The 25,783-nt window shown below is 61.5% G+C and carries 21 protein-coding genes and 1 pseudogene; 18 read left to right on the top strand and 4 right to left on the bottom strand.

Annotated elements, in window-relative coordinates; translation table 11 throughout:
• Nucleotides 1-113: 113 nt before the first annotated feature.
• The 5 genes from BS630_RS33660 to BS630_RS33680 all read left to right on the top strand — a co-directional run bounded on the left by BS630_RS33660 (nucleotide 114) and on the right by BS630_RS33680 (nucleotide 6,318).
• Nucleotides 114-1,361 (top strand): ABC transporter substrate-binding protein, encoded by a 1,248-nt coding sequence (locus BS630_RS33660; protein ID WP_077980936.1) that lies wholly within the window; start codon nucleotides 114-116, stop codon nucleotides 1,359-1,361.
• Nucleotides 1,362-1,445: 84 nt separating this feature from the next.
• Nucleotides 1,446-2,369, top strand: coding sequence for a carbohydrate ABC transporter permease (locus BS630_RS33665; RefSeq protein WP_077980937.1), 924 nt, complete (start codon nucleotides 1,446-1,448; stop codon nucleotides 2,367-2,369).
• The gene (locus BS630_RS33670; RefSeq protein ID WP_077980938.1) at nucleotides 2,369-3,238 is read left to right on the top strand and encodes a carbohydrate ABC transporter permease; all 870 of its coding nucleotides are present in this window, start codon (nucleotides 2,369-2,371) and stop codon (nucleotides 3,236-3,238) included. Before BS630_RS33665 ends, BS630_RS33670 begins: the two co-directional genes overlap by 1 nt.
• A gap of 26 nt (nucleotides 3,239-3,264) precedes the next feature.
• Complete coding sequence (locus BS630_RS33675; protein ID WP_077980939.1) at nucleotides 3,265-5,208, top strand: glycoside hydrolase family 127 protein; 1,944 nt, start codon at nucleotides 3,265-3,267, stop codon at nucleotides 5,206-5,208.
• A gap of 9 nt (nucleotides 5,209-5,217) precedes the next feature.
• Nucleotides 5,218-6,318, top strand: coding sequence for an ABC transporter ATP-binding protein (locus tag BS630_RS33680; protein WP_020047969.1), 1,101 nt, complete (start codon nucleotides 5,218-5,220; stop codon nucleotides 6,316-6,318).
• Nucleotides 6,319-6,368: 50 nt separating this feature from the next.
• On the opposite strand, the gene BS630_RS33685 is transcribed toward BS630_RS33680, so the two are convergent.
• Complete coding sequence (locus tag BS630_RS33685) at nucleotides 6,369-7,280, bottom strand: dihydrodipicolinate synthase family protein (protein ID WP_020047968.1); 912 nt, start codon at nucleotides 7,278-7,280, stop codon at nucleotides 6,369-6,371.
• A 150-nt stretch (nucleotides 7,281-7,430) separates the two neighbouring features.
• Between BS630_RS33685 and BS630_RS33690 the strand changes: the two genes are divergently transcribed.
• A complete protein-coding gene (locus BS630_RS33690) occupies nucleotides 7,431-8,135 on the top strand; it encodes a GntR family transcriptional regulator (RefSeq protein ID WP_077980940.1) in 705 nt (234 codons plus the stop codon).
• A 30-nt stretch (nucleotides 8,136-8,165) separates the two neighbouring features.
• On the opposite strand, the pseudogene BS630_RS38605 reads toward BS630_RS33690, so the two are convergent.
• Nucleotides 8,166-8,318, bottom strand: a pseudogene (locus BS630_RS38605) (alpha/beta fold hydrolase); the annotation flags it as partial.
• 161 nt (nucleotides 8,319-8,479) lie between these two features.
• Here BS630_RS38605 and BS630_RS33695 point away from each other — a divergent pair.
• On the top strand, nucleotides 8,480-9,622 hold the full coding sequence (locus tag BS630_RS33695; protein ID WP_077980941.1) for a M24 family metallopeptidase: 1,143 nt from the start codon (nucleotides 8,480-8,482) through the stop codon (nucleotides 9,620-9,622).
• Nucleotides 9,623-9,930: 308 nt separating this feature from the next.
• Nucleotides 9,931-10,671 carry a DUF4231 domain-containing protein gene (locus BS630_RS33700; RefSeq protein WP_167383852.1) on the top strand — a complete coding sequence of 247 codons (741 nt, stop codon included), beginning with the start codon at nucleotides 9,931-9,933 and terminating at the stop codon, nucleotides 10,669-10,671.
• A gap of 98 nt (nucleotides 10,672-10,769) precedes the next feature.
• Here BS630_RS33700 and BS630_RS33705 read toward each other — a convergent pair whose 3' ends face one another.
• Together BS630_RS33705 and BS630_RS33710 are read right to left on the bottom strand one after the other, a co-directional pair.
• Complete coding sequence (locus tag BS630_RS33705; protein ID WP_376774652.1) at nucleotides 10,770-12,128, bottom strand: alpha-L-fucosidase; 1,359 nt, start codon at nucleotides 12,126-12,128, stop codon at nucleotides 10,770-10,772.
• 68 nt (nucleotides 12,129-12,196) lie between these two features.
• On the bottom strand, nucleotides 12,197-13,204 hold the full coding sequence (locus BS630_RS33710) for a LacI family DNA-binding transcriptional regulator (RefSeq protein ID WP_077980944.1): 1,008 nt from the start codon (nucleotides 13,202-13,204) through the stop codon (nucleotides 12,197-12,199).
• 193 nt (nucleotides 13,205-13,397) lie between these two features.
• On the opposite strand from BS630_RS33710, the gene BS630_RS33715 reads away from it, so the two are divergent.
• From BS630_RS33715 to BS630_RS33760, 10 genes are all read left to right on the top strand, one after another.
• A complete protein-coding gene (locus tag BS630_RS33715) occupies nucleotides 13,398-15,323 on the top strand; it encodes an ABC transporter substrate-binding protein (protein WP_077980945.1) in 1,926 nt (641 codons plus the stop codon).
• A 107-nt stretch (nucleotides 15,324-15,430) separates the two neighbouring features.
• The gene (locus BS630_RS33720; RefSeq protein ID WP_017958352.1) at nucleotides 15,431-16,417 is read left to right on the top strand and encodes an ABC transporter permease; all 987 of its coding nucleotides are present in this window, start codon (nucleotides 15,431-15,433) and stop codon (nucleotides 16,415-16,417) included.
• A 12-nt stretch (nucleotides 16,418-16,429) separates the two neighbouring features.
• Nucleotides 16,430-17,563: an ABC transporter permease gene (locus BS630_RS33725; RefSeq protein ID WP_077980946.1), complete on the top strand. Its 1,134-nt coding sequence runs from the start codon at nucleotides 16,430-16,432 to the stop codon at nucleotides 17,561-17,563.
• Nucleotides 17,538-18,602 carry an ABC transporter ATP-binding protein gene (locus BS630_RS33730; protein WP_183594586.1) on the top strand — a complete coding sequence of 355 codons (1,065 nt, stop codon included), beginning with the start codon at nucleotides 17,538-17,540 and terminating at the stop codon, nucleotides 18,600-18,602. The genes BS630_RS33725 and BS630_RS33730 overlap by 26 nt, the downstream gene beginning before the upstream one ends.
• On the top strand, nucleotides 18,602-19,660 hold the full coding sequence (locus BS630_RS33735) for an ABC transporter ATP-binding protein (RefSeq protein ID WP_170269508.1): 1,059 nt from the start codon (nucleotides 18,602-18,604) through the stop codon (nucleotides 19,658-19,660). The genes BS630_RS33730 and BS630_RS33735 overlap by 1 nt, the downstream gene beginning before the upstream one ends.
• Nucleotides 19,660-20,493, top strand: a complete 834-nt coding sequence (locus BS630_RS33740; protein ID WP_077980948.1) for a 5-deoxy-glucuronate isomerase — start codon at nucleotides 19,660-19,662, stop codon at nucleotides 20,491-20,493. Before BS630_RS33735 ends, BS630_RS33740 begins: the two co-directional genes overlap by 1 nt.
• 69 nt (nucleotides 20,494-20,562) lie before the next feature.
• Nucleotides 20,563-22,428 carry a GH39 family glycosyl hydrolase gene (locus tag BS630_RS33745; protein ID WP_077980949.1) on the top strand — a complete coding sequence of 622 codons (1,866 nt, stop codon included), beginning with the start codon at nucleotides 20,563-20,565 and terminating at the stop codon, nucleotides 22,426-22,428.
• Between the two features lie 29 nt (nucleotides 22,429-22,457).
• Entirely contained in the window at nucleotides 22,458-23,276 is an 819-nt protein-coding gene (locus tag BS630_RS33750; RefSeq protein WP_077980950.1) for a sugar phosphate isomerase/epimerase family protein, read from the top strand.
• Nucleotides 23,277-23,280: 4 nt separating this feature from the next.
• On the top strand, nucleotides 23,281-24,297 hold the full coding sequence (locus BS630_RS33755; RefSeq protein WP_077980951.1) for a hydroxyacid dehydrogenase: 1,017 nt from the start codon (nucleotides 23,281-23,283) through the stop codon (nucleotides 24,295-24,297).
• Nucleotides 24,294-25,715, top strand: coding sequence for an enolase-like domain-containing protein (locus BS630_RS33760; RefSeq protein ID WP_077980952.1), 1,422 nt, complete (start codon nucleotides 24,294-24,296; stop codon nucleotides 25,713-25,715). The genes BS630_RS33755 and BS630_RS33760 overlap by 4 nt, the downstream gene beginning before the upstream one ends.
• Nucleotides 25,716-25,783: the final 68 nt, after the last annotated feature.

A 25,783-nucleotide genomic window follows, 5' to 3' on the forward strand; every position in this document is an offset into this window, starting at 1 on the left:
TATCAATCGCACACGTGATTTATGCACACAGACTGTCGACACCAAAAAAATTCTGATTTAACGTCCGTTTCGTCCGAAGGCCTGAGGCCTGAACGAGAAAAAGGGGAACAAGCATGCTTCGACTGAAAACAACGATCACTGCTCTTGCGCTGCTGGCAAGCTCTTCTCTCGCCAGCGCCGAAGAAATCACCCTATGGGTGCGCACGTCCTCCGGCGCCGTCCTTCAGGGGCTGGCCGACAAATACAACGCATCGCACGCCGACAAGGTCAACGTTACCCAGATCACGGCAGAGCAGATGGTGCCGAAGCTGGGTGCGGCGATTGCCGGCAGCGCGGCTCCTGACGGCGCCGTGCTCGACCTGATCTATCTCCCGACCTTTGCCGCGGCGGATGGTCTCGAGGATATCTCCGACTTCGTGAAGGGCCTACCCTATTCCTCGGCGATGAGCCCGTCCCACATCCGCCTTGCCACCTATGACGGCAAGATCTACGGCGTGCCGGCCCTGCCGGATGCCTCGATCATCGCCTATAACACCGATCTCTTCACCAAGGCCGGCCTCGATCCCAACAAGGCGCCGGCATCGATGGAGGAGATCGCCGCCGATGCCAAAAAGATCGCCGCGCTCGGCAACGAGACCTACGGCTTCTATTTCGTGGCGAATTCGGGAAGCTGGCTGATCTACGACTTCCTGCCGCATCTTTGGGCCGCCAATGCCGATGTGCTGAGCGATGATGGCCGTAGCGCCACGGTCGATACGCCGGCGCTGCGTGAGACCATCGCTGCCTATCGCGATATGTGGAAGGCCGGTGCGATCCATCCGACCTCGCGTTCCGGCAACGGCAACAATGCCGTCGAGGCCTTCGCCTCGGGCAAGGTCGGCATCCTGATGACCGGCTCCTACATCGTCAATCTGCTGACCAGCAAATTTCCCGATGTGAAATTCGCCGTTGCACCGATCCCCGGGCCGAAGGGCGGTGAATCGAGCTTTGCCGGCGGTGACACGCTTTCCCTGATAAAGGGCATCAGCGACGAGAAGAAGAAAGTCGCGCTCGATTTCGTCAATTTCTACATGCAGCCCGAGCAGCAGGTCTATATCACCCAGGAATCGGGGATGCCCTCGCGCACCGACCTCGCAGCGGAAGCCTATGCAAAGTTCGACCCGCGCAATCTCGTCGCCTACAATATCCTCGCCAATGCGCGCACGCCCTACACATTTTCGTCCGACGAACTCTTCGTCAGCCGCACCGGACCCTTCCTCAATCTGATCCAGGGCACGATCTTCGGTGACGATGTCGACGGAACGATCGCCAAGACGCAGGCCGACTTCACCCGCATCCTCGAACGCACCAATCCGAACTGAATCCGACGGGGCTTCGGCAGGGTATTCACGGATGCCCTGCCGTTCCCTTCACATCTCGACATTCAAACGGAAGGAGGAGTTGCGGTGATACCCTCGACACTTCGCAACCGGAGGCGCACAGCCGCTACCGGAGAGCCCGAGCCGAAGGGTTGGCTCGGCCTTGCCTTCATCTTGCCGGGCTTGCTGTTCATCGTCGTGCTCTTCCTCGTGCCGCTTGTCATGACCGTCTGGATGAGCTTCTACAACTGGCCGCTTCTCGGCCGGACGAAGTTCGTCGGCCTGTCCAACTATGCCGAACTGATCGGCGACACCCAGCTCTGGCATTCCCTGGGCTTCACGCTGCTCTACACCGTGCTGGTCACGGCTGCGATCTTCCTGGTGGCCTTTCCCCTGGCGCTGCTCGTCGACCGGCCGCTGCGTATCGCCGGTTTTTTCCGCACGATCTATTTCATGCCTGTCGTCATCGGCTTCGGGGCGGCCTCGACATTGTGGATGTGGCTGCTCAATCCAGATAGCGGCGTCTTTGCGCAGCTGTTGCGCGGCGCGGGCATCATCGACAGCGCGCCGAGGCCGCTTGAAAGTTTCTGGCCGGCGCTCGGCGTCGTCATCCTGATGGTCGTCTGGAAAACGGCGGGCTTCACGATGATCATCCTCCTGACCGGCCTTCAGAGCATTTCGAACGACGTCATCGAAGCCGCCAGGATCGACGGCGCCAGCGTCTGGAGCCGGTTTCGCCGGATCACGCTGCCTTTGATGAGAAACTCGGTGGTGCTGGCGCTCGTCCTCAACGTCACTTCATCGATGCTGGCCTTCGATCAGTTCTTCATCATCACCCAGGGCGGCCCTGAGAACAGCACGATCTCCGCGGTCTTCTCGATCTATCTCGCGTCGTTCTCATCCTACCGTCTCGGTTACGGCTCGGCGATCTCCTTTGCCCTGCTCGTCGTCCTGGTGGCGATCAGCGCGATCCAGTTCGTCCTGCTGCGCCAGCGGCCGGAGGAGGGTTGATGGAACGGCTCAACCACAAACTCGCAGCGAAGCCGGTGAGCGAGCGGCTCGGTTATCTCGCCTTCGTTCTGGCGGCATGCGTCTTTGCCGTCTTCTTCGTTATGCCGATCGTCTGGTCCTTCGCCAATTCCTTCAAACCCGCGGCCGCAGCACTTGCCGATCCGGCAGCGCTTTTCTCGAAGGCATTCTCGCTCGAAAACTACCGCCGTCTCGAACATGTCGGCGCCGGCTGGTACGTCTATGCCGGTAATTCGGTGCTGATTGCCGCCGGAACGGTGGCCCTGACGGTACTCGTCTCGGTGCCGGCGGGATACGGTTTTTCGAAATTCCGCTTTCCCGGCCAGTCGCTGCTCTTCGTGCTGATCATGGCAACGATGATGATCCCGTTCCAGTCGATCCTGACGCCGCTTTTCCTGATCCTGAAAGTCTTCCGGCTGCAGAACAATCTTTTCGGCCTGGTGCTGATCTACGTGACCTTCCAGCTTCCTTTTTCCGTTTTCATGATGCGCAACGCCTTCGACGCGGTGCCGAAGGCGTTGATCGAAGCGGCGCGGATAGATGGCGCGTCGCAGGCGACGATCCTGCGCCGGATCATGCTGCCGATCGCGCTTCCCGGTGTCGCCACCGTTGCCATGTTCGCCTTCCTGAATTCCTGGAACGAATTCCTCGCTGCCCTCATCTTTCTGTCCGATCAGAACAAGTTCACGCTGCCGATCATGCTGGTGAATGTTTCGTCGGGCATCTATGGCATCATCGACTGGGGCGCGCTTCAGGCCGGCATAGCCGTGACTATGGTTCCCTGCATCCTGCTTTTCCTTCTCTTGCAACGATATTACGTGCGCGGCCTGACGGCCGGCGCCGTGAAGTAACAGCGCTCGTCCGCTCAGGAGTCCTCATGACCAGCTCACCTCGCTTTCAACCGGCACGCGCTGCGGGACGGCAGCGATACAGGCCTGCCGACCATTCCGGTGTCGTATTCGATGGCGGTTTCTGGCAGAGCTGGACGGAGACGGTCCGCAACGTCACCATCCCGACGCAGCACAAGCGGCTGGAAGAGGAGGGCTTCCTCGATGTGCTCGATTTTGACAAGCCGGCCGGGCCGCTGGTGCGCCCGATCCAGCCGAGCGGACTGTCGATGCAGCATTTCTTCGATTCCGATTTCGGCAAATGGATCGAGGCCGCAAGTTACACGCTGAAGGCTCACCCGAATGCTGCGCTCGAAACGAAGATCGACACCATCGTCGAAAAGCTCGAAAAAGGGCAGATGGCGGATGGCTATCTCAACAGCTGGTTCATTCGCCGCGAGCCGGACAGGCGCTGGACCAATCTGCGCGACCTGCACGAGATGTATTCGATGGGCCACTTGCTGGAAGGGGCCGTCGCCTACTACGAGGCGACGGGAAAGCGACGTTTCCTCGATGTGATGATCCGCGCCGTCGACCATATCATTGCCACCTTCGGTGCGGAGCCCGGAAAACTCAGAGGCTACGATGCCCATGAGGAAATCGAGCTGGCGCTGGTGAAGCTCTACCGCGTGACGCGCGATCCGCGGCATCTGAAGCTTGCGACCTATTTCGTCGACGAACGTGGCCGGATGCCCTCATATTACGATGAGGAGGCTCGCAAGCGCGGCGAGAGCCCTGATGATTACGTCTACAAGACATATGCCTATAGCCAGGCCCATATGTCGGTGCGCGACCAGTACCAGGTCGTCGGCCACGCGGTTCGCGCCATGTATCTGTTTTCTGCGATGGCGGATCTCTCCCATGAAAACGACGATCCGACATTGAAGGAGGCCTGCGACCGGCTTTTCGACAATCTGGTCAGCCGCCAGCTCTACGTGACCGGCGGCCTTGGCCCATCCGCATCCAATGAAGGGTTCACCCAGGAATTCGACCTGCCGAACGAGACGGCCTATGCCGAGACATGCGCAGCCGTCGCACTCGGCTTCTGGAGCCATCGCATGGCGCAGGTCGATCTCGATAGCAAGTTCACCGACAGACTGGAAACGGTGCTCTACAACGGCGCGCTTTCCGGCATCTCGCGCGACGGCGAACATTATTTCTATGAGAACGTCCTTGAAAGCCACGGGCAGCACCGCCGGTGGAAATGGCATTACTGCCCCTGCTGCCCGACCAACATTGCCCGTTTCATCACGTCGCTCGGCCAATATTTCTATTCGACTGATGATCATGAGCTCGCCGTCCATCTCTACGGCACCAATTCCGCCGAGCTGACAGTCGGCGACAGCTTCGTGCGCCTGGTACAGGAGACGCAATATCCCTGGGATGGCGACATCAGCCTGCGGTTCGCAGTCGAGCGGCCAAGCCGGTTTCAGCTTCGTCTTCGCATCCCCGGATGGTGCAGGCAGGCGCAGATTTCGGTCAACGGCGTTGCCGTCGATCTCGATCAATGCGTGACGAAGGGTTATGCCGCAATATCAAGGGAATGGTGCAATGGTGACGAGGTCCGCATCGGCTTCTCGATGCCGGTCGAGCGCATCTACGCACATCCTGCCGTCTCCGAAGACGGCGGACGCGTCGCGCTGCGGCGCGGGCCTGTCGTCTATTGCATCGAGGAGACGGACCTCGGCGGCGAGCCGCAGCGGCTCCGCCTGCCGGCATCTGAGGAAATTTCTGCCCGTTACGATGCCGCGCTTCTCGGCGGAGCGACCGTCCTCGAAGGCAACGCGCTCGAAGCCGATATAGCCGATTGGCAGAATGCACTCTATCGCACCGCGCCTCCCTCGCTGAAGGAGCGGCCCTTCACGGCGATCCCCTATCACCTCTGGGCCAATCGCGAGCCCGGAGCGATGGCGATCTGGCTGCAGGAGGTCTAGGAGAAAACCATGGCACGGCTGGAACTCAAGAGCATCGTCAAATCCTATGGCATCTACGAGGCCGTGCGCGGCATCAGCCTTGACATCGAAGACAATGAATTCGTCGTTTTCGTAGGCCCGTCGGGATGCGGAAAATCGACGACATTGCGCATGATCGCGGGTCTCGAACACATTACCGGCGGTGAGATCGTGATCGGCGACCAGGTCGTCAACCGGCTTGGCCCGGGCAAACGCGATATCGCCATGGTCTTTCAGAACTACGCGCTCTATCCGCACATGACGGTGCGGGAGAATATTTCGTTCTGCCTGGAGCAGCAGAAACTCGCCAAGAGCGAGATCGATGCGCGTATCATCAGGGCGGCGGAAACCCTGCATATCAGCGAGCTGCTCGGCCGGCGTCCGGGCCAGCTTTCGGGCGGCCAGCGTCAGCGCGTCGCGATGGGGCGCGCGATCGTGCGGAATCCGAAAGTCTTTCTCTTCGACGAGCCGCTGTCCAACCTTGATGCCAAGCTTCGCGTGCAGATGCGCACGGAGATCAAGCGGTTGCACCAGCTGTTGCCGACGACGACCGTCTACGTCACGCACGACCAGGTCGAGGCGATGACCATGGCGGATCGTGTCGTGGTGATGAATGGTGGCATTATCGAACAGGCGGGGCCGCCGCAAGCACTCTATCATCGGCCGGTCAGCCAGTTCGTCGCCGGCTTCATCGGCTCACCGTCGATGAACTTCCTGTCCGCGACGCTGCTATCAGGAGAGAAGGGTCTCGTTGTCAAGCTGACCGACGGCAGCGAGCTTCCAGTGCCGGAGACGCGCGCCGGCGACTATGCCAGCCATGCCGGTAAATCAGTCGTGTTCGGGATCAGGCCGGAATCGATCACCGAGCGCCAGGCCCGTCCTGGTTATGCCGACATCGAAGCGAAGATCGATCTTGTGGAACCACTCGGGCCGGAGACCATGGTTTATTTCGGCATCGGCGAGGCAAGCCTTTGCGCCTGCATCGATCCGGAGAGCGGGCCGAGGCCGATGTCGACGATGCCGCTCTCGTTCAACATGAACCGGATGCATCTGTTCGATCCGGCGAGCGGCCGGTCGCTGGCGCTTGCCTGAACCGCAAACACGGAAAGGCCGGCAACCGCGGGGTCGCCGGCCTCGTTGTATCAGGCGGCCTGGCGGATCTTCGAGGGACGCGTGGCGGCGGCCTTCTCGACCATGGCGGTGACTTCAGCGCGGCGGGCGCCCGAAAGCGGCAGGCGCGGCATGCGAACGCGCTCGGAGCCGCGGCCCATGATCTGCTCGGCAAGCTTGATCGACTGCACGAGGTCGTGTTCGGCATCGAGGTGCAGAAGCGGCATGAACCAGCGATAGATCTTGCGGGCCTCTTCCCAGTCGCCTCGTTCGGCGGCGGCAACGAGCTGCACGGATTCCTCCGGGAAGGCGCTGGTCAAGCCCGAGACCCAGCCCTTGGCACCGAGCAGCAGGCCCTCAAGCGCGACGTCGTCGAGACCTGCGAAGATATCGAAACGATCGCCGAATTCATTGATGAGATCGGTGAAGCGGCGCGGATCCGGCGCACTTTCCTTGACCGCCTTGATGTTCGGCACGTCGGCAAGCACCTTCAGCACATCGGCGCCGATATTGACGCGGTACGCCGGCGGGTTGTTGTATAGCATGATCGGCAGCGAGGTCGCTTCGGCGACGGTGCGGAAATGCGCGATCAGCTCTTCGGGTTTCGGCACATAAACCATGGCCGGCAGCAGCATCAGGCCGTCAGCGCCGAGCTTTTCGGCGTCACGAGCATAGGCGACGGCACGGCGCGTGTCGAATTCGGACACGCCGGTGACCACGGGAACGCGGCCGTTGACGACTTCGACGGCAGCTTTCAAGATCGTGCGCTTCTCCTCGGGGTCCAGCGAATTGTTCTCGCCACATGTGCCCATGACGATTAGTCCGTTGACGCCATCGTTTACAAGCGCGTCCTGGACGCGCTGGGTCGAGGGCAAATCAACGGAAAGATCATCGTTGAACTGTGTCGTTACGGCGGGAAATACGCCCTTCCATCCTGTGGTCATTGATCGAGCCTCGTTGAAACTGGTTGCCTTATATACAAACTGTCGACAAGATTCAATGATGTGAGCTTACAAATTTGAGGCCCCCGAAGACCGACATTGCGAGAATCGGCCGAAACGAAATACAAGGCTCTAACGAAAGAGGGCAGACGGATGCGGAACGACGCGGAAAATGTGCGGGTGCGCGGCTCTGGCACGCAGAGCGTCTATGTGACGCTCCGCCGGGAAATCCTGTCGATGGCGCTGGAGCCTGGCAGTCCGCTCGACGAGGTGCGGCTGTCGGAGCGTTTCAGGATGTCGCGGACTCCCATTCGCGAGGCGCTGTTGCGGCTCGCCGCCGACGGGCTCGTCACGACGCTGCCGAACAGGAACACGATCGTTGCGACGATCGATTTCGCAAGCCTGCCCACCTATTTCGAAGCGCTGACGCTGATGTACCGGGTGACGACCCGCGGCGCCGCACAACGGCGAAACGCTGAGATCATGAAGACCGTCCGCCGGCATCAGAAGGACTTCGCCGACGCGGTAGCCGCGCACGACGCCTATGCGATGATCGAAGCAAACCGCGAATTTCATGTTTCGATCGCCGAACTTGCCGGCAATCCCTATTACACGGCCTTCTTCGCCAGGCTGCTCGACGAGGGCCGCCGCATCCTGCGCCTTTACTACTCGACATTCGACGACCGCCTGCCGCGCCAGTATGTCGATGAACACGAGGAAATGATCGCCGCGATCGAGGCCGGCGACGTCGAGCGGGCCGACCAACTGGCGATCGCCCATGCCGCCCAGATCGTCCGCCAGATCCAGGAATATATCGCCCGCGACCTCGACCGGCCGGTGGCGATCAGCATGTCCTGACGCGACGAGAGTAATGGAACCGTTGGAGCCTCAGGAGGCGAGGGGGCCGCCCTGCTCCCTGACCAAGGTTATCAGCCTGCGCAGGACAGCCGCCGACTGGCGAACGCCGTCATGTTCGAATTCGTTGGTCACCCATGCCTGCACATTGGCTACGTGGTGCGCCGTTTCGAGCGAAAACCCGGCAGCGGTGCGTCTTCAAGCTTCAGCAAGCCATGGCGGCCATCGCTCTCCTCATTTTCATGTCGACATATTGCCTACAGCGGCATTAGTGTCGGTTCACAAGATCCTGGCTGCAAGGCGAGGGCTTCATCGATCTGGAAGCGCAGGAAAAGCAGGAAAACAACATGTCGTGGCAGCATACGGTACCCCGCATAACTGAGGATGAACGGCAGAACCGCCTCGCCAGGCTTCGCAAAATGATCGAAGCCGAAGGGTTGGCTGCCGTGCTTCTTGGGCCGACCGAATGCCTGCATTACTTCACGGGGTTGGTCTGGCATCCGACCGAGAGGTTCCTCGGCGCGCTCGTCACGTCCGCGACCATTTCCTACATCGTTCCGGGGTTCGAGCGCAGCCGTGTCGAAACGCTGCCGCATCTGCCGGGGGAAATCCTGGTCTGGGAAGAGGAGGAGAGCAGTGCCGCTCTCATCGCCCGTCTTGTTGCCCAGGGCGGCAGACTTGCCCTCGACGATGGTTTGCCGCTTTTCTTCTATCATGCATTGGCAGCGGAGATGGGCGCGGTGAGGCTTGCCGATGGCGGGCGGCTGATCCGCGACCTGCGTTGCATCAAATCGGCCGCGGAGATTGCCCTCATTCAGTATGCGATGGACCTGACGCTTGACGTCCACAGGCAAGTGCATGGGCTTTTGAAGCCGGGCATCAAATCATCCGAGGTGGTCGATTTCATCGACCGGCAGCATCGCCAGGCCGGCGCCGATGCCGGCTCGACATTCTGCATCGTCTCCTTCGGCGCGGCGACCTCGCTTCCGCATGGCGCCGACGGCGATCAGGTCCTTGGTCGCGATGACGTCATTCTCATCGATACAGGATGCCGAATCGACGGTTATCATTCCGATATCACCAGGACCTATATGCTGGAGGGCGGCGAAAGCGCATTCGAACGGGCCTGGTGGATCGAGCGCGAGGCGCAACAGGCCGTCTTCGACGCAGCCCGGATCGGCGCCGCCTGCTCGAGCCTCGACGATGCGGCCCGCAAGGTGCTTGCCAAACACTCCCTCGGCCCCAAATATCGCCTGCCAGGTTTGCCGCATCGCACCGGTCATGGCCTCGGGCTCGAGATCCACGAGGAACCCTACATCGTTCGCGGAAACGACGCGCCGCTTGCCGCCGGCATGTGTTTTTCCAACGAACCGATGATCGTCTTCCCCGGGAAATTCGGGATCCGGCTGGAAGACCATTTGTACATGACCACCGAGGGACCATGCTGGCTGACCAATCCGGCGGCGGGACCGACCGAGCCATTCTCCTGAGCAGGCCCCATCTCCTGCCCGCTCAGGCAGCGCCGGTTTTCAAGTGGCTGTCAGGCGGCTGACGATCGCTCACGCCGCGCAGATCGTCCGACAGAACCAGGAATATATTGCCCGCGATCTCGGCCGGCAGCCGGCGATCAGCGTAGCCTGAAGCGACCGGATTGATGACGCGGAGGCAGCCCCGGCCCGCACATTAGCGAGGGTAGCCGGAAATTCGATCCGTAAAGTATTACTTCACAAACGTTACTTGCTTTCTGGCGTGGTAAAAGGTTGACTATGGTTAACCCTATAGTCTCGAGGATAGGATGATGGATTTGTTCAGAAGGGAGGGGGATGACCACGCTCAACTGAAGAAAATGACACTGACTGGCAGATATAGAAATATAGCAGCGATGCTTTCGATAGCCGTGGTTGCCCTGTCTATATTCTTGATATCGTTTGGTGCTTTAATTGAATTTTTTCAACCTTCGTTTTTGTCAAACGTCATTCTCGACGACGTCCCCTTGCACTACATCGCCTGGTTCATGATTACCTTCGGGATCACTATCGCCGTCATCAACGTGATTTTGGCAGCAAGACGGGAGATCGAGCAAGAAACGGCCGAAAGCATGCTTCCATCGGACGCAGCCGAGATCAAAAGGCAGGCTTTGCGTGACCTTCGAACACATCGAAACGGCTATGCGCGCTCCTCCAAGCTCAATCAATATCTCTGGAATTTTCTCACATTGGGGATCATCGTTTTGAGCGGTCTCTCATCGTTGTTTTCCGCCTACGGCCCGGTTGTCCCCAATTGGCTGCCAATGACCGCTTCCGCGCTCGTGGCACTTTTCGGCGTTATAATGGTTCAATTTCGCGTCAGGGATGTCTGGCAATTGCGAGAGCAGGGAAGGATTGAGGCGGAGGTGCTCGTCGCCGATGCCCACCTCATCGAGACAACTGACAATCTTGCAACGCTCAAACAGGCTGCCGCCCTCAGAAGGCGCGCCCATGCGCTCGAGATGAAACAACTCAACCAGCTCTTCGTGGAAACCACCGAAGCCAATCCGTAAGCCACTGTCGGCTTATGGCGGGGCGGAGCCGTTCTGAGCCGGCATATGCCCCGCCCGCTCGGGCAATCTATCTCAGCTGCGCGATCGTCCGCCGCCCTTTAATCCTGAATGCCGGAGGAGCTCCCCGCCTTGAGCTTAACTTCGATGACCGGGACCACGATCTGAGGTCGACGCACCGGCAGGACGAATGTCATTTGATCATCACCGACGGGGAACTGGGTGTTTGCCCACAAGGTATTGGCGGACGGGCGCAGCCAGGTGACCTCGCTGCCATCATGCAGGAATTGCGCATATTCGACTTTCCCCGCCAGCGCATCGAAATGCAGATGGCGATAGGGCCAGTTGAAGAGGTGGATATAGAGACGATCGCCATTCTGGGTCAGGCGGCAGTCGGCCGGCGCGGTGAAGTCGGACTGGGTGCAGCCGACGATGCTGCGCTCGTGCAGCGCCATCCACTCCTCATAAGCGGCAAGGGCCGCAATCGCTCGGTGGTCGAGCGTGCCGCGCGCCGTCGGGCCGACATTCATCAGCAGATTGCCGCCCATGGCAACGGTACCTACCAGCATCTGCACCAGTTGTTCCGTGCTTTTCCACGTATCTTCGTCTCGGTGATAGCCCCAGGAACCGCTGAGCGTGTGGCACGCTTCCCAGACGACGCGTCTGCCATCGCGGAGCGGCCGGGCGCGCGGCATATATTGCTCCGGCGTGACGATGTCGGGCTGCAGGCCGGCGAGATCGAGCCGGTTGTTGATGATGATATCGGGGGCGAGTTCGCGCACCAGGCGCACGAGTTTCTCGCTTTCCCAATCCTGATGACCCTTTCCGACCAATTCTCCGAGCTTCCATTGCGGATAGCTGAAATCGAACCACATGATGTCGATCTGCCCGAACTCGGTCAGCAACTCGCGGACCTGTTCGCGCATGAAGGCGGCATAGCGGTGCATATCCCGGCCTTCGTTGATTTTCAGCGCATCTGGATGATTGCGCTGCGGGTGGCGCGGATCGACCGTGAAGTCGGGATGATGCCAGTCGATCAGCGAATAGTAGAACCCGATCCTCAGGCCCTCTGCGCGGAAAGCGTCGACGAATGGACCCAGCAGATCCCGCCCATAAGGCGTGTTGGTCACCTTGAAGTCGGTCGCCTTGGTATCCCAGAGGCAGAAGCCTTCGTGGTGCTTGGTTGTCAGCACGACATATTTCATGCCGGCCGCCTTTGCGCGTCTGGCCCATTCTCTGGGGTCGTAGAGATCGGGATCGAAATGATCGAAATATTTCTGGTAGTCGGCATCATCAAGTTCTTCGCGGCTCTTGACCCATTCATGGCGTGCCGGCAGGGCGTAAAGCCCCCAATGCACGAACATGCCGAACCGGTCGTGGACGAACCAGGCCTTCTTCTCCTCGGGCAGGGCCAGTGACTGCAGATTGCTGATATCCATCGGATACTCCTCCTGTTCCAAGCTTTAAGAGTTGGAGCATGATGTCGTCCGAAAACCGCTCACACTTTTCGGCATCATGCTCCGGGCGTTCAGGTTGTTTCGCGGATGATGAGCTCGGGCACGATGACGATGCCGTGCTGGCGATTTCTGGTGGCGATGCGGCTGAGCAGCAGACGCACGGCTTCCTCTCCCATTTCGCGTTTTTGCACCCGCAAGGTGGTGAGCGCCGGGGACAGCAGTTCGGCAGTCGGAATATCGTCGAAACCGATCAGGGCGATTTGCCCGGGGATCGAAATACCGGCGGCCCGGCAGACCTTCATGGCGCCAATTGCGTTAAGGTCGTTGTAGCAGACGAGAGCATCGATGCCGGGCGCCTCCGCCAGCAATTGCGCGGCCGCCGTTTGGCCGCCTGCCGCGGTGGGATCGCAATAAACGATGCCTTGCGCCTTGAGCCCGTGGGCTGCCAGCGTCTTGCGAAAGCCGACAAGACGGCTCTTGCCGCCAAACGAACTGCGCGGCCCGGCGATGATCGCGATCCTGCGGCGCCCGCGCTCGACGAGATGGTCGATGGCACGCGAAGCTCCCGTCTCGTAGTCGGTGACGATCGTCCCGGCGACCTCGTTGGGCGCCTCGCGGTTGATGAGCACCACGGCGCGGTGGGGCGCAAGCGCCTTGTGCAGCGCGGCATCGGGCAGCCGCGGGCTGCAGACGATGATCCCGTCGACCCGGTGCCGCAGCAGCGTTTCGATGAGCTCTTCCTCCCGCTTGCTGTTTTCGACGACATTGGACAGAAGCAGATTGTAGCCGGCGGCGCTCGCGGCATCCTCGGCTCCCCTGATGACTTCGGGAAAGAACGGATTGGTGATGTCGGGAACGAGAAGGCCGATGGCCTTCGATCGATCGGACCGCAACCCGCGCGCAAAGGGATTGGGCCGGTAATTGAGTTCGCTCGCCGCTAAAATAATGCGCTGACTGGTCTCCGCGCTGGCTCCGCCCCGATCATTGAGCACGCGCGATACCGTCATCGGCGATACCCCTGCGGCGCGAGCGACATCGGCAATGGTTATTTTGGATTCTGGCTCTTTAGGGCGGCTCAACTGGATAGTCTCATCAAAATCGGCGGGAATCTACGATAACGATAACTAGCATAATTTCGGGGAAAGCCAAGGCTGATACGGGCATGGATGGGGCTCCGAGAATCTCTTTGACAAGATTTGACGGTAACGATAACGTTAAAGAAAGAGGAGAATACGTTAACGATAACCTATAGCGGAATATTGGGAGGAAAGAATGCAACACGTCAGAATCTTAAGACGGCAGGTTGTCTCGACCGTTGCCGCGGCGATCCTCATGGGTGCCGGCTGGGCCGGTGTCGCATTCGGCTTTGAGGAGTCGCCCGAACTGAAGGCGCTCGTCGAAGCCGGCAAACTGCCGCCGGTCGAAAAGCGGCTGCCCAAGGAGCCGCTGGTGCTCACTCCGCTTGAATCGGTCGGTACCTACGGCGGCACCTGGCGCACCGCCACCTTTGGCGGTGGCGACAGCGAGATCGAACGTTCGATCGGCTATACAAGACTGGTCCGCTGGAATCCTGAATGGACCGAAGTGATCCCCGATATCGCCAAGAGCGTCGAGGTCAATGCCAATGCCACCGAATATACGTTTACCTTGCGGGAAGGCACGCGCTGGTCGGACGGCGAGCCGTTTACCGCAGACGATCTTGTGTGGTGGAACGAGAACGTGCTTCGCAACACCAGGATCACCCCTGCCGCACCCAACTGGCTGACCGCAGGCGGAGAGACCGTCAAGGTCGAAAAGCTCGCCGACGACAAGGTCGCCTTCAAGTTTGCCGCGCCGAACGGCCTGTTCCTGATGAACATGGCGACCGTGCGAGGCTCCGATATTCTGGCGGCCGCGCCGGCGCACTACCTCAAGCAATTCCACAAGGATTTCAATCCCGACGGCGTCGACGCCCTGGTGAAAGCAGCCGGCGCAACCGACTGGGTCCAGCTCTTCAACAACAAGATCGGCTTTCCCGGCCGCTGGCGCGATCTCGGCCGTCCAACGCTCGATGCCTGGGTGTTGACCGCGCCCTATAACGGCACCACCCAGGTCGTCGCGGAACGCAATCCATACTATGCCAAGGTGGATACCGCAGGAAACCAGCTGCCTTACTTCGATCGGATCACCATTGATGTGATGCAGGATACCCAGGCCATCATCCTGAAGGCGATTAGCGGCGAAATCGACATGCAGAACCGCTTCATCGAGACGACGGACGCCCGTACGGTGATCGTGCAGAACCAGGAGAAAGGCGGCTACGGCCTGTTCATCGCCCGGCCGGCGTGGTCGAACGCCCTGCTGATCACCCTGAACCAGACCCACAAGAATCCGGCCTTGCGGGCTGTCTTTTCCAGCAAGGATTTCCGCATCGGCCTCAGCTACGCCATCAACCGCGAAGAGCTCAACCAGCTGATCTATGCCGGACAGGCCAAGCCTTATCAGGCAGCACCGCGCGAAGGCACTGCGCTCTACGACGAGAAGATGGCGACGCAGTATCTGGAGTATAATGTCGATCTCGCCAATCAGTATCTCGACAAGGCCGGCCTCACCAAACGTGACGCGGAAGGCTATCGCCTCGGTCAGGACGGCAAGCGGATTACCTTTGCGATCGACGCCTTGACCGGAAGCCCGATCCAGGTGGACGCCCTTGAGATGATCCAGCGCTACTGGCGGGCTGTCGGCATCGACATGCAGCCCCGCCCGGCCGAACGTTCGCTGATCTTCTCCCGCCTGCAGAACAACGAGAATGACGGCCTTGGATGGGTCGGCGGCGGTGGCTACGACTTCCTCGGCCTGCTCGATCCAAAATGGTATTTCCCGCACGAATACGAATCGAGCTTCGCGACAGCCTGGGGCCTCTATTACCAGAACCCCAAGGATCCGAACGCGCAAGAACCGAGCCCCGCTGCCAAGAAGCAGATGGATCTCTACCGGCAGGTGAAGGAAGCGCCGACGCTGGAAAAGCAGTTGGCCGCGATGAAGGAACTGCTGGCGATCACCCGTGACGAATTCTACGTCATCGGCACCAACCTGGAGCCGGACCGCGTCGGAATCGTCAAGACCAATATGCGCAATGTCCCGAAGGTCATTCCGAGCACGTCGTTCTACATGACGCCGGGGCCGGCAAAGCCCGAGACCTTCTACTACCAGCAATAACGGATCGCGACCGACAGGGATGGCGCCCGCGGGCGCCATCCCATCGACACCAGCCCAGTCCCAATCATCCAATCCGATCGGCGATCGCCGATTGAAGGAGCTTGACCATGGCCGGCTTCATCATCAGACGCCTGCTTTATATGATCCCGATGATGTTTGCGATTTCCGTCGTGACCTTCATCATCATCCAGTTGCCGCCCGGCGACTTCCTGACCGCGCTGACCGCGCGTCTTGCCTCCCAGAACGAAACGATCGATCCCAGCGTCATCGCCGGGCTGCGTGAACGTTATGGCCTCGATCAGCCCTGGGCCGTCCAATACTGGAAATGGATCAGCGGCATCCTGCTGCGCGGCGATTTCGGCCAGTCCCTCGATTGGAACAAGCCGGTCAGCGAGCTGATCTGGGCCCGCATGGGCCTGACGATGGTGGTCTCGGTCACCACGCTGCTCTTCGTCTGGGCGGTGGCCTTTCCGATCGGCATCTATTCGGCCGTGCGGCAATATTCGGTGGGAGATTACGTTGCCACCTTCTTCGGCTTTCTCGGCCTTGCCATCCCGAACTTCCTGCTGGCGCTGGTGCTGATGTATGTTTCGGCACAGTATTTCGGCCAAAGCACCGGCGGGCTGTTTTCACCCGCCTATATCAATGCAGTGTGGAGCTGGGCTAAGCTCGGCGATCTCATTTCGCATATGTGGATCCCGGTCGTCGTTCTCGGCACCGGCGCCACTGCGGCGCTGATTCGCATCATGCGCGCCAACCTGCTCGACGAACTCAACAAGCCCTATGTCGACATGGCCCGCGCCCGGGGCTTGAGCGAAATCCGGCTGCTGTTGAAATATCCCGTGCGGGTGGCGCTTAACCCGTTCATCTCGACCGTCGGCTGGGTGCTGCCGCACCTCGTTTCCGGCTCTGTGGTGGTCTCCATCGTTCTTAGCCTGCCGATCACCGGGCCACTGCTGCTCAACGCCCTCTTTGCCCAGGACATGTATCTGGCCGGCACTTTCATCCTGCTGATGAGCATGCTGACGCTGATCGGCACGCTGATTTCGGACCTGCTGCTCGCCTGGCTCGATCCACGCATTCGCAACGGCTGAAGGACGAGACCAATGACCGATCAAGCCATCGCGCTACAGCCCGAACTGATCCAGAATTCCGACGCGGTCGCCGGGCAGTGGAAGCTCATCTGGCGGCGCTTCCGTCGCCATCGGCTGGCGCTGGCGGCAGGCGTCGTCATCTTTTTGATCTACCTGGTCGCCTTGTTTGCCGAGGTTCTCGCCCCGGTTTCATCGCAGACCTACGATTCCCGCTACACCTATGCGCCGCCGCAGCAGATCAAGTTCGCCGGCTACGACGCGGCCGGACAGTTTCATCCGCTCTACGTCAACGGTTATTCGATGAAGGTTGACCCGATCGCGCTCAGCCGCAATTATGTGCCCGATCCGGCCGTCGTCATCCCCCTCGGCTTCTTCGTCAAGGGCGAACCCTACCGGCTCTGGGGGCTGTTCGATTTCGACCGGCACCTGATCGGCCCGATCGAGATGGGCAAACCATTCTACCTGTTCGGCGCCGACCGCCTCGGTCGCGACGTCTTCAGCCGGACGGTCCACGGCACGCGCGTTTCGATGTCCGTGGGGCTTATCGGGGTGGCAATCAGCCTCATCCTCGGCATCGTCCTGGGCGGCATCTCGGGCCTCTACGGCGGCTGGGTGGACGATGTCATCCAGCGTTCCATCGAACTCATCAACTCTATCCCGACCATCCCGCTGTGGATGGGCCTTGCGGCTGCCGTCCCGATCAGCGCCGATCCGATCCTGGTCTATCTCTGGATCACCATCATCCTGTCACTGATCGGCTGGACCGACCTGGCGCGGGTGGTGCGCGGCCGCTTCCTGTCGCTCAAGACGGAAGACTTCGTCATCGCCGCCCGTCTCGACGGCTGTTCGCAGATGCGCATCATCTGGCGGCACATGGTCCCATCCTTCATGAGCCACATCATCGCCTCGGTGACGCTCGCCATCCCGACGATGATCCTCGCGGAAACCGCGCTCTCCTTCCTCGGCATCGGCCTGCGCCCGCCGGTGGTGAGTTGGGGCGTGCTGCTTCAGGAGGCGCAGAACATTCTCGCCGTCTCGAGCGCGCCCTGGCTGTTTCTTCCGGGCCTCGCGGTGATCGTCACCGTGCTCGCCCTCAATTTCCTCGGTGATGGATTACGCGATGCTGCAGATCCCTATGAATACTGATCCCAATTTTGCCGCTGCCGGCGGCCGGCACGGGGAGCGAGACCCGCTGATCGAGGTCGTTGATCTCAGGACCCATTTCTTCGGCGGTGCGGGCACCATCAAGGCGGTCGACGGCGTCTCCTTTTCCATCCCGCGCGGCAAGACGGTCTGCGTCGTCGGCGAATCCGGTTCGGGCAAGAGCATCACCGGCCGCTCGATCCTCAACCAGGTCCCGCGGGGAGGGCGGATCGTCTCGGGGGCCATCCGCTACCGGCCGGATCCGGCAGCACCCTCCGTCGACTTGGCGGCGCTTGATCCGCGCGGCCACGATATGCGGGCGATCCGCGGCGCCCAGATCGGTCTGATCAGCCAAGAGCCGATGGCGGCCCTTTCCCCCGTCCATACGATCGGCAACCAGATGGTCGAGGTGATCCGCCTGCATCTGAAGATGGGAAAGAAGGAGGCGCGCGAACATGCAATAGAGACATTGGCTCTGGTCGGCATCCCGCGGCCAGCCGAGCGTATGGAAAACTATGCCTTCCAGTTTTCCGGCGGCATGCGCCAGCGCGTCTGCATCGCCTTGGCGCTCGCCTGCCGCCCCAAGCTGCTGATCGCCGACGAACCGACGACGGCGCTCGATGTGACCACCCAGGCTAATATCCTCGATCTCCTGGCTTCGCTGCAGGCCGAATTCGGGCTCTCGGTGCTGTTCGTGACCCATGATCTCGGCGTGGTGGCCGAGATCGCCGACGAGGTCGTCGTCATGTATGTCGGCCGGGTCGTGGAGGCAGGCGATGTCGAGACGATCTTCCATGCACCTGTTCATCCCTACACCAAGGCGCTGCTGCAATCGGTCCCGCGCATGCACGGGCAACCCACCGAACGGCTCGCGATCATCGACGGCATGGTGCCCTCGCGTTTCAACCGGCCCCAAGGCTGCAGCTTTCATCCCCGATGCAAAGAGGCAAGGGCAGGCCTGTGCGACCAAAATGATCCGCAGCCCGTCGCCATCGGCGACGGGCATGTCGCCAGCTGTCTGCTTTACGAAGGAAGACAATGATGGCCGATCCCATGACGCAACCAAGCCCGCTGCTCGAACTGAACGATCTCAGGATGCATTTCCCCATTCGCAAGGGCGCATTCCGGCGTGTGGTCGGACACGTCAAGGCAGTCGACGGCGTTTCCCTTCGTGTCGAGGATGGCGAAACACTCGGTATTGTCGGGGAGTCCGGATGCGGCAAGTCCACGCTTGCGCGCACGGTGCTCCGCATCTATCAGCCGACGAGCGGCGAAATCCGCTATCGCAGCCGCAGCGGCGGCACCGTCGATCTCGCGGCTTTGTCCGGTTCTGCCCTCGACGAAATCCATCGCGACCTGCGCATCGTGTTTCAGGATCCGCAATCTTCGCTCAATCCGCGCCTTCCTGTCATCGACATCATCGGTGAGGTGCTTGGTGTCAACGGCATCGCCAAGGGCCGGGAACTCGAGCACCGGGTCGCCGAGCTGATGCAGAGCGTCGGCCTGCGGCCCGAATATATGCACCGCTATCCCCATGCTTTCTCCGGCGGGGAGCGCCAGCGCATCGGCATCGCCCGGGCGCTGGCCTCCAATCCCCGGCTGGTGATCGCCGATGAGGCCGTCTCGGCGCTCGATGTCAGCGTGCAGGCACAAACCATCAACCTCCTGCAGGACCTGCAGGAACAGTTCGGTCTGACCTATCTCTTCGTCGCCCACGACCTCTCGGTCGTCCGGCATATCTCGGATAACATTGCCGTTATGTATGTCGGCCGGGTCGTCGAAAAGGCGCCGACGGAGCAGATCTTCTCGCGCCCGCTCCATCCCTACACCGAAGCGCTGCTCTCGGCCGTGCCGATCGCCGATCCGAGGATGCGCCGCCACGGCCAGCGCATCCGGCTGGCGGGCGAGGTTGCCGATCCCGCCCATCCGCCTCCCGGCTGCGCATTTCATCCGCGTTGTCGCTACGCCACCGAGCTCTGCAAGCAGGAGGTGCCGGGCTTACGCACCGTCACGGCCGATGGGCACGCAGTGGCCTGTCATTACGCCGAATCCCTGACGCTTAATCCCTTTGCCGACCGTATCGTTCCGGAGTTCAATTGATGCCCGAATTCATTCCACGCTCCGAGCAGCGTCCGATTGTGGATACCTCCTCCACGACGCTCGATCTCATCTACTTCGATCTAGTCACGCTCGCCTCCAACGAGCAGGACATCCGGCGGCTGCCGGCGCACGAAAGCCTCTACGTCGTGCTGTCGGGTCAGGTGGATATCGAGGTGGATGGCATCATGTTCGAAGCGGTGGGCCGGCGAGCCGATATCTGGCGAGGCGATGCGGACTCGGTTTACGCGCCCGTCGACGCCAAGGTCCGGATATCGGCTCGTGGTGCGGCGGCGGAAGTCGCCATCGCCGGCGGCCTCTGCGACACGCGCTACGAGCCGTTTCGGGTGACGCCGGATGAGGTCGATGCGGTCAATGTCGGTTCGTCGGACACGCACAGCCAGCGGCGGATCGTCCATCTGCTCGGCCAACGGCAGAACGGACGCTGCGGCAACCTGCTGGTGAGTGAACTCTATGCCGGCGAGGGCTGCTGGTCCGGCTATCCCCCTCACAAGCACGATACGGAAGACGGCGATGTCGAGACCCGGCACGAAGAACTGTATCACTACCGCTTCCAGCCCGAGACCGGCTTCGGCAGCCAGATCACCTATGACGAAGACGGTCCGGTCAAGATCCTCATGACCCGCAACGGCGACACTGTCCTGGTCGACCGGGGTTACCACCCGACGGTCACCTCGCCTGGGCATCGCGGCTACATCTTTACCATTCTGGTTGGCAAGCATCGCCGGGGGCTGATCCAGCGCTTCGATCCCGCCCATCAGCATCTGACCAAAACCATCCCCGGCATCGATGCGATGCGCGACAAGTTCAAATAATCCGGCTCCTGGCCTCGTGCGCCGGAATTGCGGCGCTGTGCCAACATTCCGCCCAAGGAGAGACGACCCATGCGTGAACGTACGCGAATAAACGTTGATGCCAGTGAAGCGGTGCGCCCGTTCAACCGGTTCTGGCGCGGCACCGGCTTTTCGCCCGCCGAGCTGCTGCTCGAGCCCGAGATGCGCCAGATGCTCGCCTATATCGGCGGCCTGCCGAATGAGGGCATACGGTTCCTGCGGGTGCATTATCTCTACAATCTGCTGAGCGCGAAGGGCGAGGGCAGCTATGACTGGTCGCTGCTCGATCGCGCGCTCGACGTGATGATCGAACACCGCCTTAAGCCGTTCTTCGAGCTGATGGGCAACCCGTCGGGCCTATTCACCGATTATGAGGACATGGATCAGGTCAGGCGCTGGCGGGATCTCGTAACAGCGACGGCCGATCGCTATGGCGCGCGCTACGGCATGGACGAACTGCGCACATGGTATTTCGAAACGACGAACGAGGCCGACTCCGGCTGGTGGACCTACGGGATCAAGGGTTACACCAACTACTACGACGCCTGCGTCGCGGGGCTTGATGCCATCGATCCCAGCCTGCCGATGGGCGGACCCGGCACCGCCCGCACGCTGTCGCCGATCTTTCGCGCCCTCATGGCCCATTGCGACAGCGGCACGAACTGTCTGACCGGTGACGGCCAGCCGCGGATCGATTACATCTCGATCCACGAAAAGGGTGTCAACGGCAGCAAGGTAGACCTGACTCCGAAAACCAACGGTATCGTCGACCGCACGCTTCTCGTCGTCGACTATCTCAAGGAGCATCACCCGCGCCTTGCAGGCCTGCCCATCATCAACGATGAATGCGATCCGCAGCTCGGCTGGAGCGATCACCATAGCTGGCATGGCAAAGCCTATTACGCCGGGATCATCGCCCGCATCATCGAACAGCACGACCGGCGCATCATCGCCCCGAAAGCGGCGAATTTCACTTTCCTCAGCAATGACCACGCCTTTATCGGCGGCTGGAGCCAGCGCACGATTTTTGCCTATTTCGGTTCGCGCAATTTCACCAAGGCGCAGTGGGAGCACAAGACCAATCTGGACATGCTGGTCACGGATGTCGACAGGGCGCCGCCCTTCGACATCATCAAGAAGCCCGGCCTCACATCGATGGAATTGCTGGCAACGCTTGGCGATACCGTCTGCAAGGTGACCGCCGAACCGCCGCTTGCGCCCGATCAGGATGGCCTGGCGATCCTGCCGACGCGGCTGCCGGGTGGCGGTGTTTCCATCAGCCTCATCCATAGCGTCGATGCCATCAACCGCTCGGGCCGGACCGCCGTCCGTCTCGAGGTGAGCGGTTTGGTTGCCGGCCGCCACGCGCTTTGTCTGCTGCGCATCGACGAGGAATTCACCAATCCGATGGAGGTCTGGGAAGCCCAGCGCGACGAAAGCAACCCGCGTGGGCTCTTCGAGCCGGTCGGCGCACCGCCCGCACCTGATGAAGCGCAGTTTGGCGAAATGCGCCGGGCGCAGGAGCCCGCTTTGCTGCATCCGATCAGCGTCGTCGCGTGCGACGAAGGCCGGATCAGTGTCGACCTGGATGTGCCATTGCCGTCGCTGACGCAGGTGCTTGTCGTTCCCGATATCGGCGCGCCCCCGGTGGCACCTGCCCGCCTTGTCGTCGAACGCTACCTTGGTCTTGGCGGTCGGGAGGAGCGCATGCTGTTCTGGGCTGCCGGCGATGCCGGGCCGGCCATCTTCTACGATGTCCTGGTCAGCACCGATGGGGGGACTTTTGAAAAGGTCAGTCCCGTGCCGCTGATCTCGACGGCATTCCTGCACATGTCGCCGCCGGAGGGCGTGCGGTATGCGGTGCAGGCTCACGATGCATTCGGTCGCCGCAGCGAGCTTTGTCTCTCCCGCTCGTGAACAGCGCCTTTCCGTCTGGGATATGATCCATGGATATCGCCTATTTCACCAAGACCCTCGAAGGTCTGCCGCTCGCGACGGCGGCCAAGATCACAGCCGGTTTGGGGTTCGACTGTGCCGATCTCCTTATTCGCGATGGCCATGCCGTTTCCCCTGACAGGCCGGAGGGGATCGTCAATGCGGTAAAGTTCTTTGCCGCGGCCGGTGTTCGCACCCCGATGGCGACCATCGATTCCACCCGGCCCGACGATGCCGCATCTCGGCTTCTCGGTTGTTGCGGCGAGGCCGGCATCGGGCAGATCAGGCTTGGCTTCTGGCGCTACGACCCGTCACGGCGCTGGCAGGTCCAGGTCGATGAGGCACGGTGGGATCTCGACGGCTTCGAGCGCCTGGCCGAACGCTTCGGCATCAAGCTGACCGTCCAGCTTCACGGCGGCACCCTGCACAGTTCGGGCGCGCTGGCGGTGCGATTGCTGGCCGGGCGCGATCCGATCCGGATCGGCGCCTATCCCGATCCCGCCAATCAGATCATTCGGGAGGGAAGCGAGGATTGGCGTCTGACCCTTGATATTCTCGATCCGTGGTTCTGCTGCATGGGCGTCAAGAACAGCGGTTGGTCGCCCGGCGCTTACGGATCCAACGGCCAGCGCGCCTGGCATTCCGACTGGTACGGGCTCGACGAAGGCATGGTGCCTTGGAACGAAATCGTCCCGCATCTGGTCGCCAGCGGCTTTGCCGGCGTGCTCTCGATGCATTCCCAATACCGCGTCTCCCGAGAGCAGGCGCTCGACAAGGTTCGCGCTGATCTTGCCCATTTCCGGCGCCTGGTCGCCGCAGCGAAAGAGTAGAACCATGAACGAACAGGCTCCCGTTATCGCCGTACTGCTGACCGAAAAGACCCGCCGGATGATGCTGGACGATGTGGCGATTGCCCAGTTGAACGCTCTTGGCGAGGTGCGTTGGCCGACCGGTGCCGCAATCGACGCTGCCGATGTCGACCAGCTGCTGCAGGGCGCTGTCGCGTGCCTCACCGGATGGGGCACGCCGGTCTTCGATCCCACCGCGCGCCAACGCCATCCGCAACTCGCCCTCGTCGCCCATTCGGCAGGCAGCGTCCGAACACTCGTTCCCGCCCGTCTGTTCGACGATGGCCTTCGCGTCACCCATGCCGCCTCGAAAATTGCCGCCTCGGTTGCCGAGTTCGTCGTCGCCGAAACGCTGCTCGCCATGCGCGGCATTCATCGGCTGCATCATCAATTGCGCAACGGTGGCGAATGGCTCGACGTCCGCGCCGCCGTGCCGCAGAGATTGCTTGGCGCCAGAACGGTCGGCATCGTCGGTGCCGGATATGTCGGGCGGGCGGTCATGCGGCTGCTCGTCCCATTCGGCTGCCGCGTACTGGTCGTCGATCCGTTTCTCCATGATAGCGAGGCTGCTGCGCTCGGCGTTTTCAGAGCCGGGCTGAACGATATGCTGGCCCAGGCAGATGTGGTCTCTCTGCATGCGCCTGTCCTGCCCGAAACGCGCCGCATGATCGGTGCCCGCGAACTGGCGCTACTGCGCCCCGGCACGCTGTTCATCAACACGGCGCGCGCGGAGCTGGTCGACGAGGCGGCGCTGCTCGCCGAGATCCGCTCCGGCCGTATCGAAGCGGCTCTTGATGTCTTCGACAACGAGCCGCTGCCTCCGGACAGTCCCTTCCGCGATCCCGCACTGGCCAATGTCACCATTTCGCCGCATGCCGCCGGTCACACTGAAGAGGCGCACTTCGCCCAAGGCCAGGCCATGGTGGACGAGATCGGCCGGCTGCTTCGCGGGGAGCCGCTCCATCACGAAGTGTCGCGCGCCATGCTCGACCGGATGGCATGACCGTGGACAGAAACATTGGAGGTTCCGTGACGGCGCCGCGTATCAGAATCATCGAGATCGACGCCTTCGAGCGCGATATCAGGCTGCGCCTGCCGTTCCGCTTTGGTGCGGCAACCCTCGAAAAGGCGCCGCAAGCCTTCCTCAGGGTCCGCGTCGAGGATGAAGAGGGGCGAACCGCCCTTGGTGCGGCCGCCGAGATGATGGTGCCGAAATGGTTCGACAAGGATCCGGCCTTCACGCCGGCGCAAAATGTCGATCAGTTGCGCACCTCGATCCGTACCGCTGCGGCTGCTTCGCTCGAACCGTCTGCGCCGGCGACACTGTTTGCCGCAGCCCGCCTGAACGAGATGGAGACCGTGCGGCGCCTGCCTGGAAATCCATTGGCCGCCTGTTTCGGCCCTTCGCTGATCGCCCGCGCCGCGCTCGATGCCTATTGCCGCCTTGCCGGCATTTCCTTCTTCGAGGCGGTGCGGAGCAACCTCGTCGGCATCGGCGGCCCCATGCTGCCCGACGATATCGACGTGGATGCAGCGTTGGCGGTGCTTTCCGATCTTCGTCCTGCCGGCGCGATCTCGGCCCGGCATACGATCGGGCTTGTCGATCCGATCACCGAGGGCGATATCGTCCATCCCGTCGACGACGGCCTGCCGGAAAGCCTCGAGGCGGTGATAACACGCTATGGCAACCGCTGGTTCAAGATCAAGCTTTCGGGCACGATCGATGCCGATATCGACCGCCTGACCAGGATCGCCGCCGTGCTGGACCGCCTGCCCGACTATCGGGTGACGGTCGACGGCAACGAACAGTTTGGCGCCGCCGAACAGCTTGCCGCCTTGCTGGCACAAATCGAGGCGACGCCGCGGCTGGCGAGGTTGCGTGCGGCCATTGCCTTTGTCGAACAGCCATTCTCGCGCGCGATCACCATGGAAACGTCGCTGGGGGACCTGGCGGCGCAATTGCTCTTCCTGATCGATGAGAGCGACGACGGCGACGGCGCCTTCGCCGGCGCCAGGCGGCTGGGATATACCGGCGTCTCCTCGAAGACCTGCAAGGGCATCTACCGTTCGCTCATGAAGGCGATCCGCATCAGAACTGGAACCGTGCCGGGACTGTTCCTTTCGGGCGAGGATCTGACCTGCCAGGCGGGGCTTGCCGTGCAGCAGGATCTGGCGCTGGTCTCGCTGCTCGGCCTCTCTCATGTCGAGCGCAACGGCCATCACTATGTCGCCGGCATGCAGGGTGCGCCGCAGGCCGAGAAGGCGCGCTTTGCCGCGGCCCATCCCGATCTCTACGAGCAGGGTGCCGATGGACCGCTCCTGTCGATCCGCGACGGCCGGATCGCCATCGGCTCGCTCGGGGCGGTCGGCTACGCGAGCGGCGCCTTGCCCGATTTCGCAGCCATGAAGCCAATGTTATGACGCCCGACCCAACGTGCAGCAGGTCGCCAAAGGCTATGTGGACCTTTATGTCCCGGTCGGTGCCGGCT

The organism is Rhizobium laguerreae (genome assembly GCF_002008165.1).
Taxonomy (GTDB): domain Bacteria; phylum Pseudomonadota; class Alphaproteobacteria; order Rhizobiales; family Rhizobiaceae; genus Rhizobium; species Rhizobium laguerreae.

What these genes read in the sequence shown, in the direction of transcription:
- BS630_RS33660 (WP_077980936.1), top strand. Translation starts at nt 114, where the DNA reads ATGCTTCGACTGAAAACAACGATCACTGCTCTTGCGCTGCTGGCAAGC.
- BS630_RS33670 (WP_077980938.1), top strand. Translation starts at nt 2,369, where the DNA reads ATGGAACGGCTCAACCACAAACTCGCAGCGAAGCCGGTGAGCGAGCGG.
- BS630_RS33675 (WP_077980939.1), top strand. Translation starts at nt 3,265, where the DNA reads ATGACCAGCTCACCTCGCTTTCAACCGGCACGCGCTGCGGGACGGCAG.
- BS630_RS33680 (WP_020047969.1), top strand. Translation starts at nt 5,218, where the DNA reads ATGGCACGGCTGGAACTCAAGAGCATCGTCAAATCCTATGGCATCTAC.
- BS630_RS33685 (WP_020047968.1), bottom strand. Translation starts at nt 7,280, where the DNA reads ATGACCACAGGATGGAAGGGCGTATTTCCCGCCGTAACGACACAGTTC.
- BS630_RS33690 (WP_077980940.1), top strand. Translation starts at nt 7,431, where the DNA reads ATGCGGAACGACGCGGAAAATGTGCGGGTGCGCGGCTCTGGCACGCAG.
- BS630_RS33695 (WP_077980941.1), top strand. Translation starts at nt 8,480, where the DNA reads ATGTCGTGGCAGCATACGGTACCCCGCATAACTGAGGATGAACGGCAG.
- BS630_RS33700 (WP_167383852.1), top strand. Translation starts at nt 9,931, where the DNA reads ATGGATTTGTTCAGAAGGGAGGGGGATGACCACGCTCAACTGAAGAAA.
- BS630_RS33715 (WP_077980945.1), top strand. Translation starts at nt 13,398, where the DNA reads ATGCAACACGTCAGAATCTTAAGACGGCAGGTTGTCTCGACCGTTGCC.
- BS630_RS33720 (WP_017958352.1), top strand. Translation starts at nt 15,431, where the DNA reads ATGGCCGGCTTCATCATCAGACGCCTGCTTTATATGATCCCGATGATG.
- BS630_RS33725 (WP_077980946.1), top strand. Translation starts at nt 16,430, where the DNA reads ATGACCGATCAAGCCATCGCGCTACAGCCCGAACTGATCCAGAATTCC.
- BS630_RS33730 (WP_183594586.1), top strand. Translation starts at nt 17,538, where the DNA reads ATGCTGCAGATCCCTATGAATACTGATCCCAATTTTGCCGCTGCCGGC.
- BS630_RS33735 (WP_170269508.1), top strand. Translation starts at nt 18,602, where the DNA reads ATGGCCGATCCCATGACGCAACCAAGCCCGCTGCTCGAACTGAACGAT.
- BS630_RS33740 (WP_077980948.1), top strand. Translation starts at nt 19,660, where the DNA reads ATGCCCGAATTCATTCCACGCTCCGAGCAGCGTCCGATTGTGGATACC.
- BS630_RS33745 (WP_077980949.1), top strand. Translation starts at nt 20,563, where the DNA reads ATGCGTGAACGTACGCGAATAAACGTTGATGCCAGTGAAGCGGTGCGC.
- BS630_RS33750 (WP_077980950.1), top strand. Translation starts at nt 22,458, where the DNA reads ATGGATATCGCCTATTTCACCAAGACCCTCGAAGGTCTGCCGCTCGCG.
- BS630_RS33755 (WP_077980951.1), top strand. Translation starts at nt 23,281, where the DNA reads ATGAACGAACAGGCTCCCGTTATCGCCGTACTGCTGACCGAAAAGACC.
- BS630_RS33760 (WP_077980952.1), top strand. Translation starts at nt 24,294, where the DNA reads ATGACCGTGGACAGAAACATTGGAGGTTCCGTGACGGCGCCGCGTATC.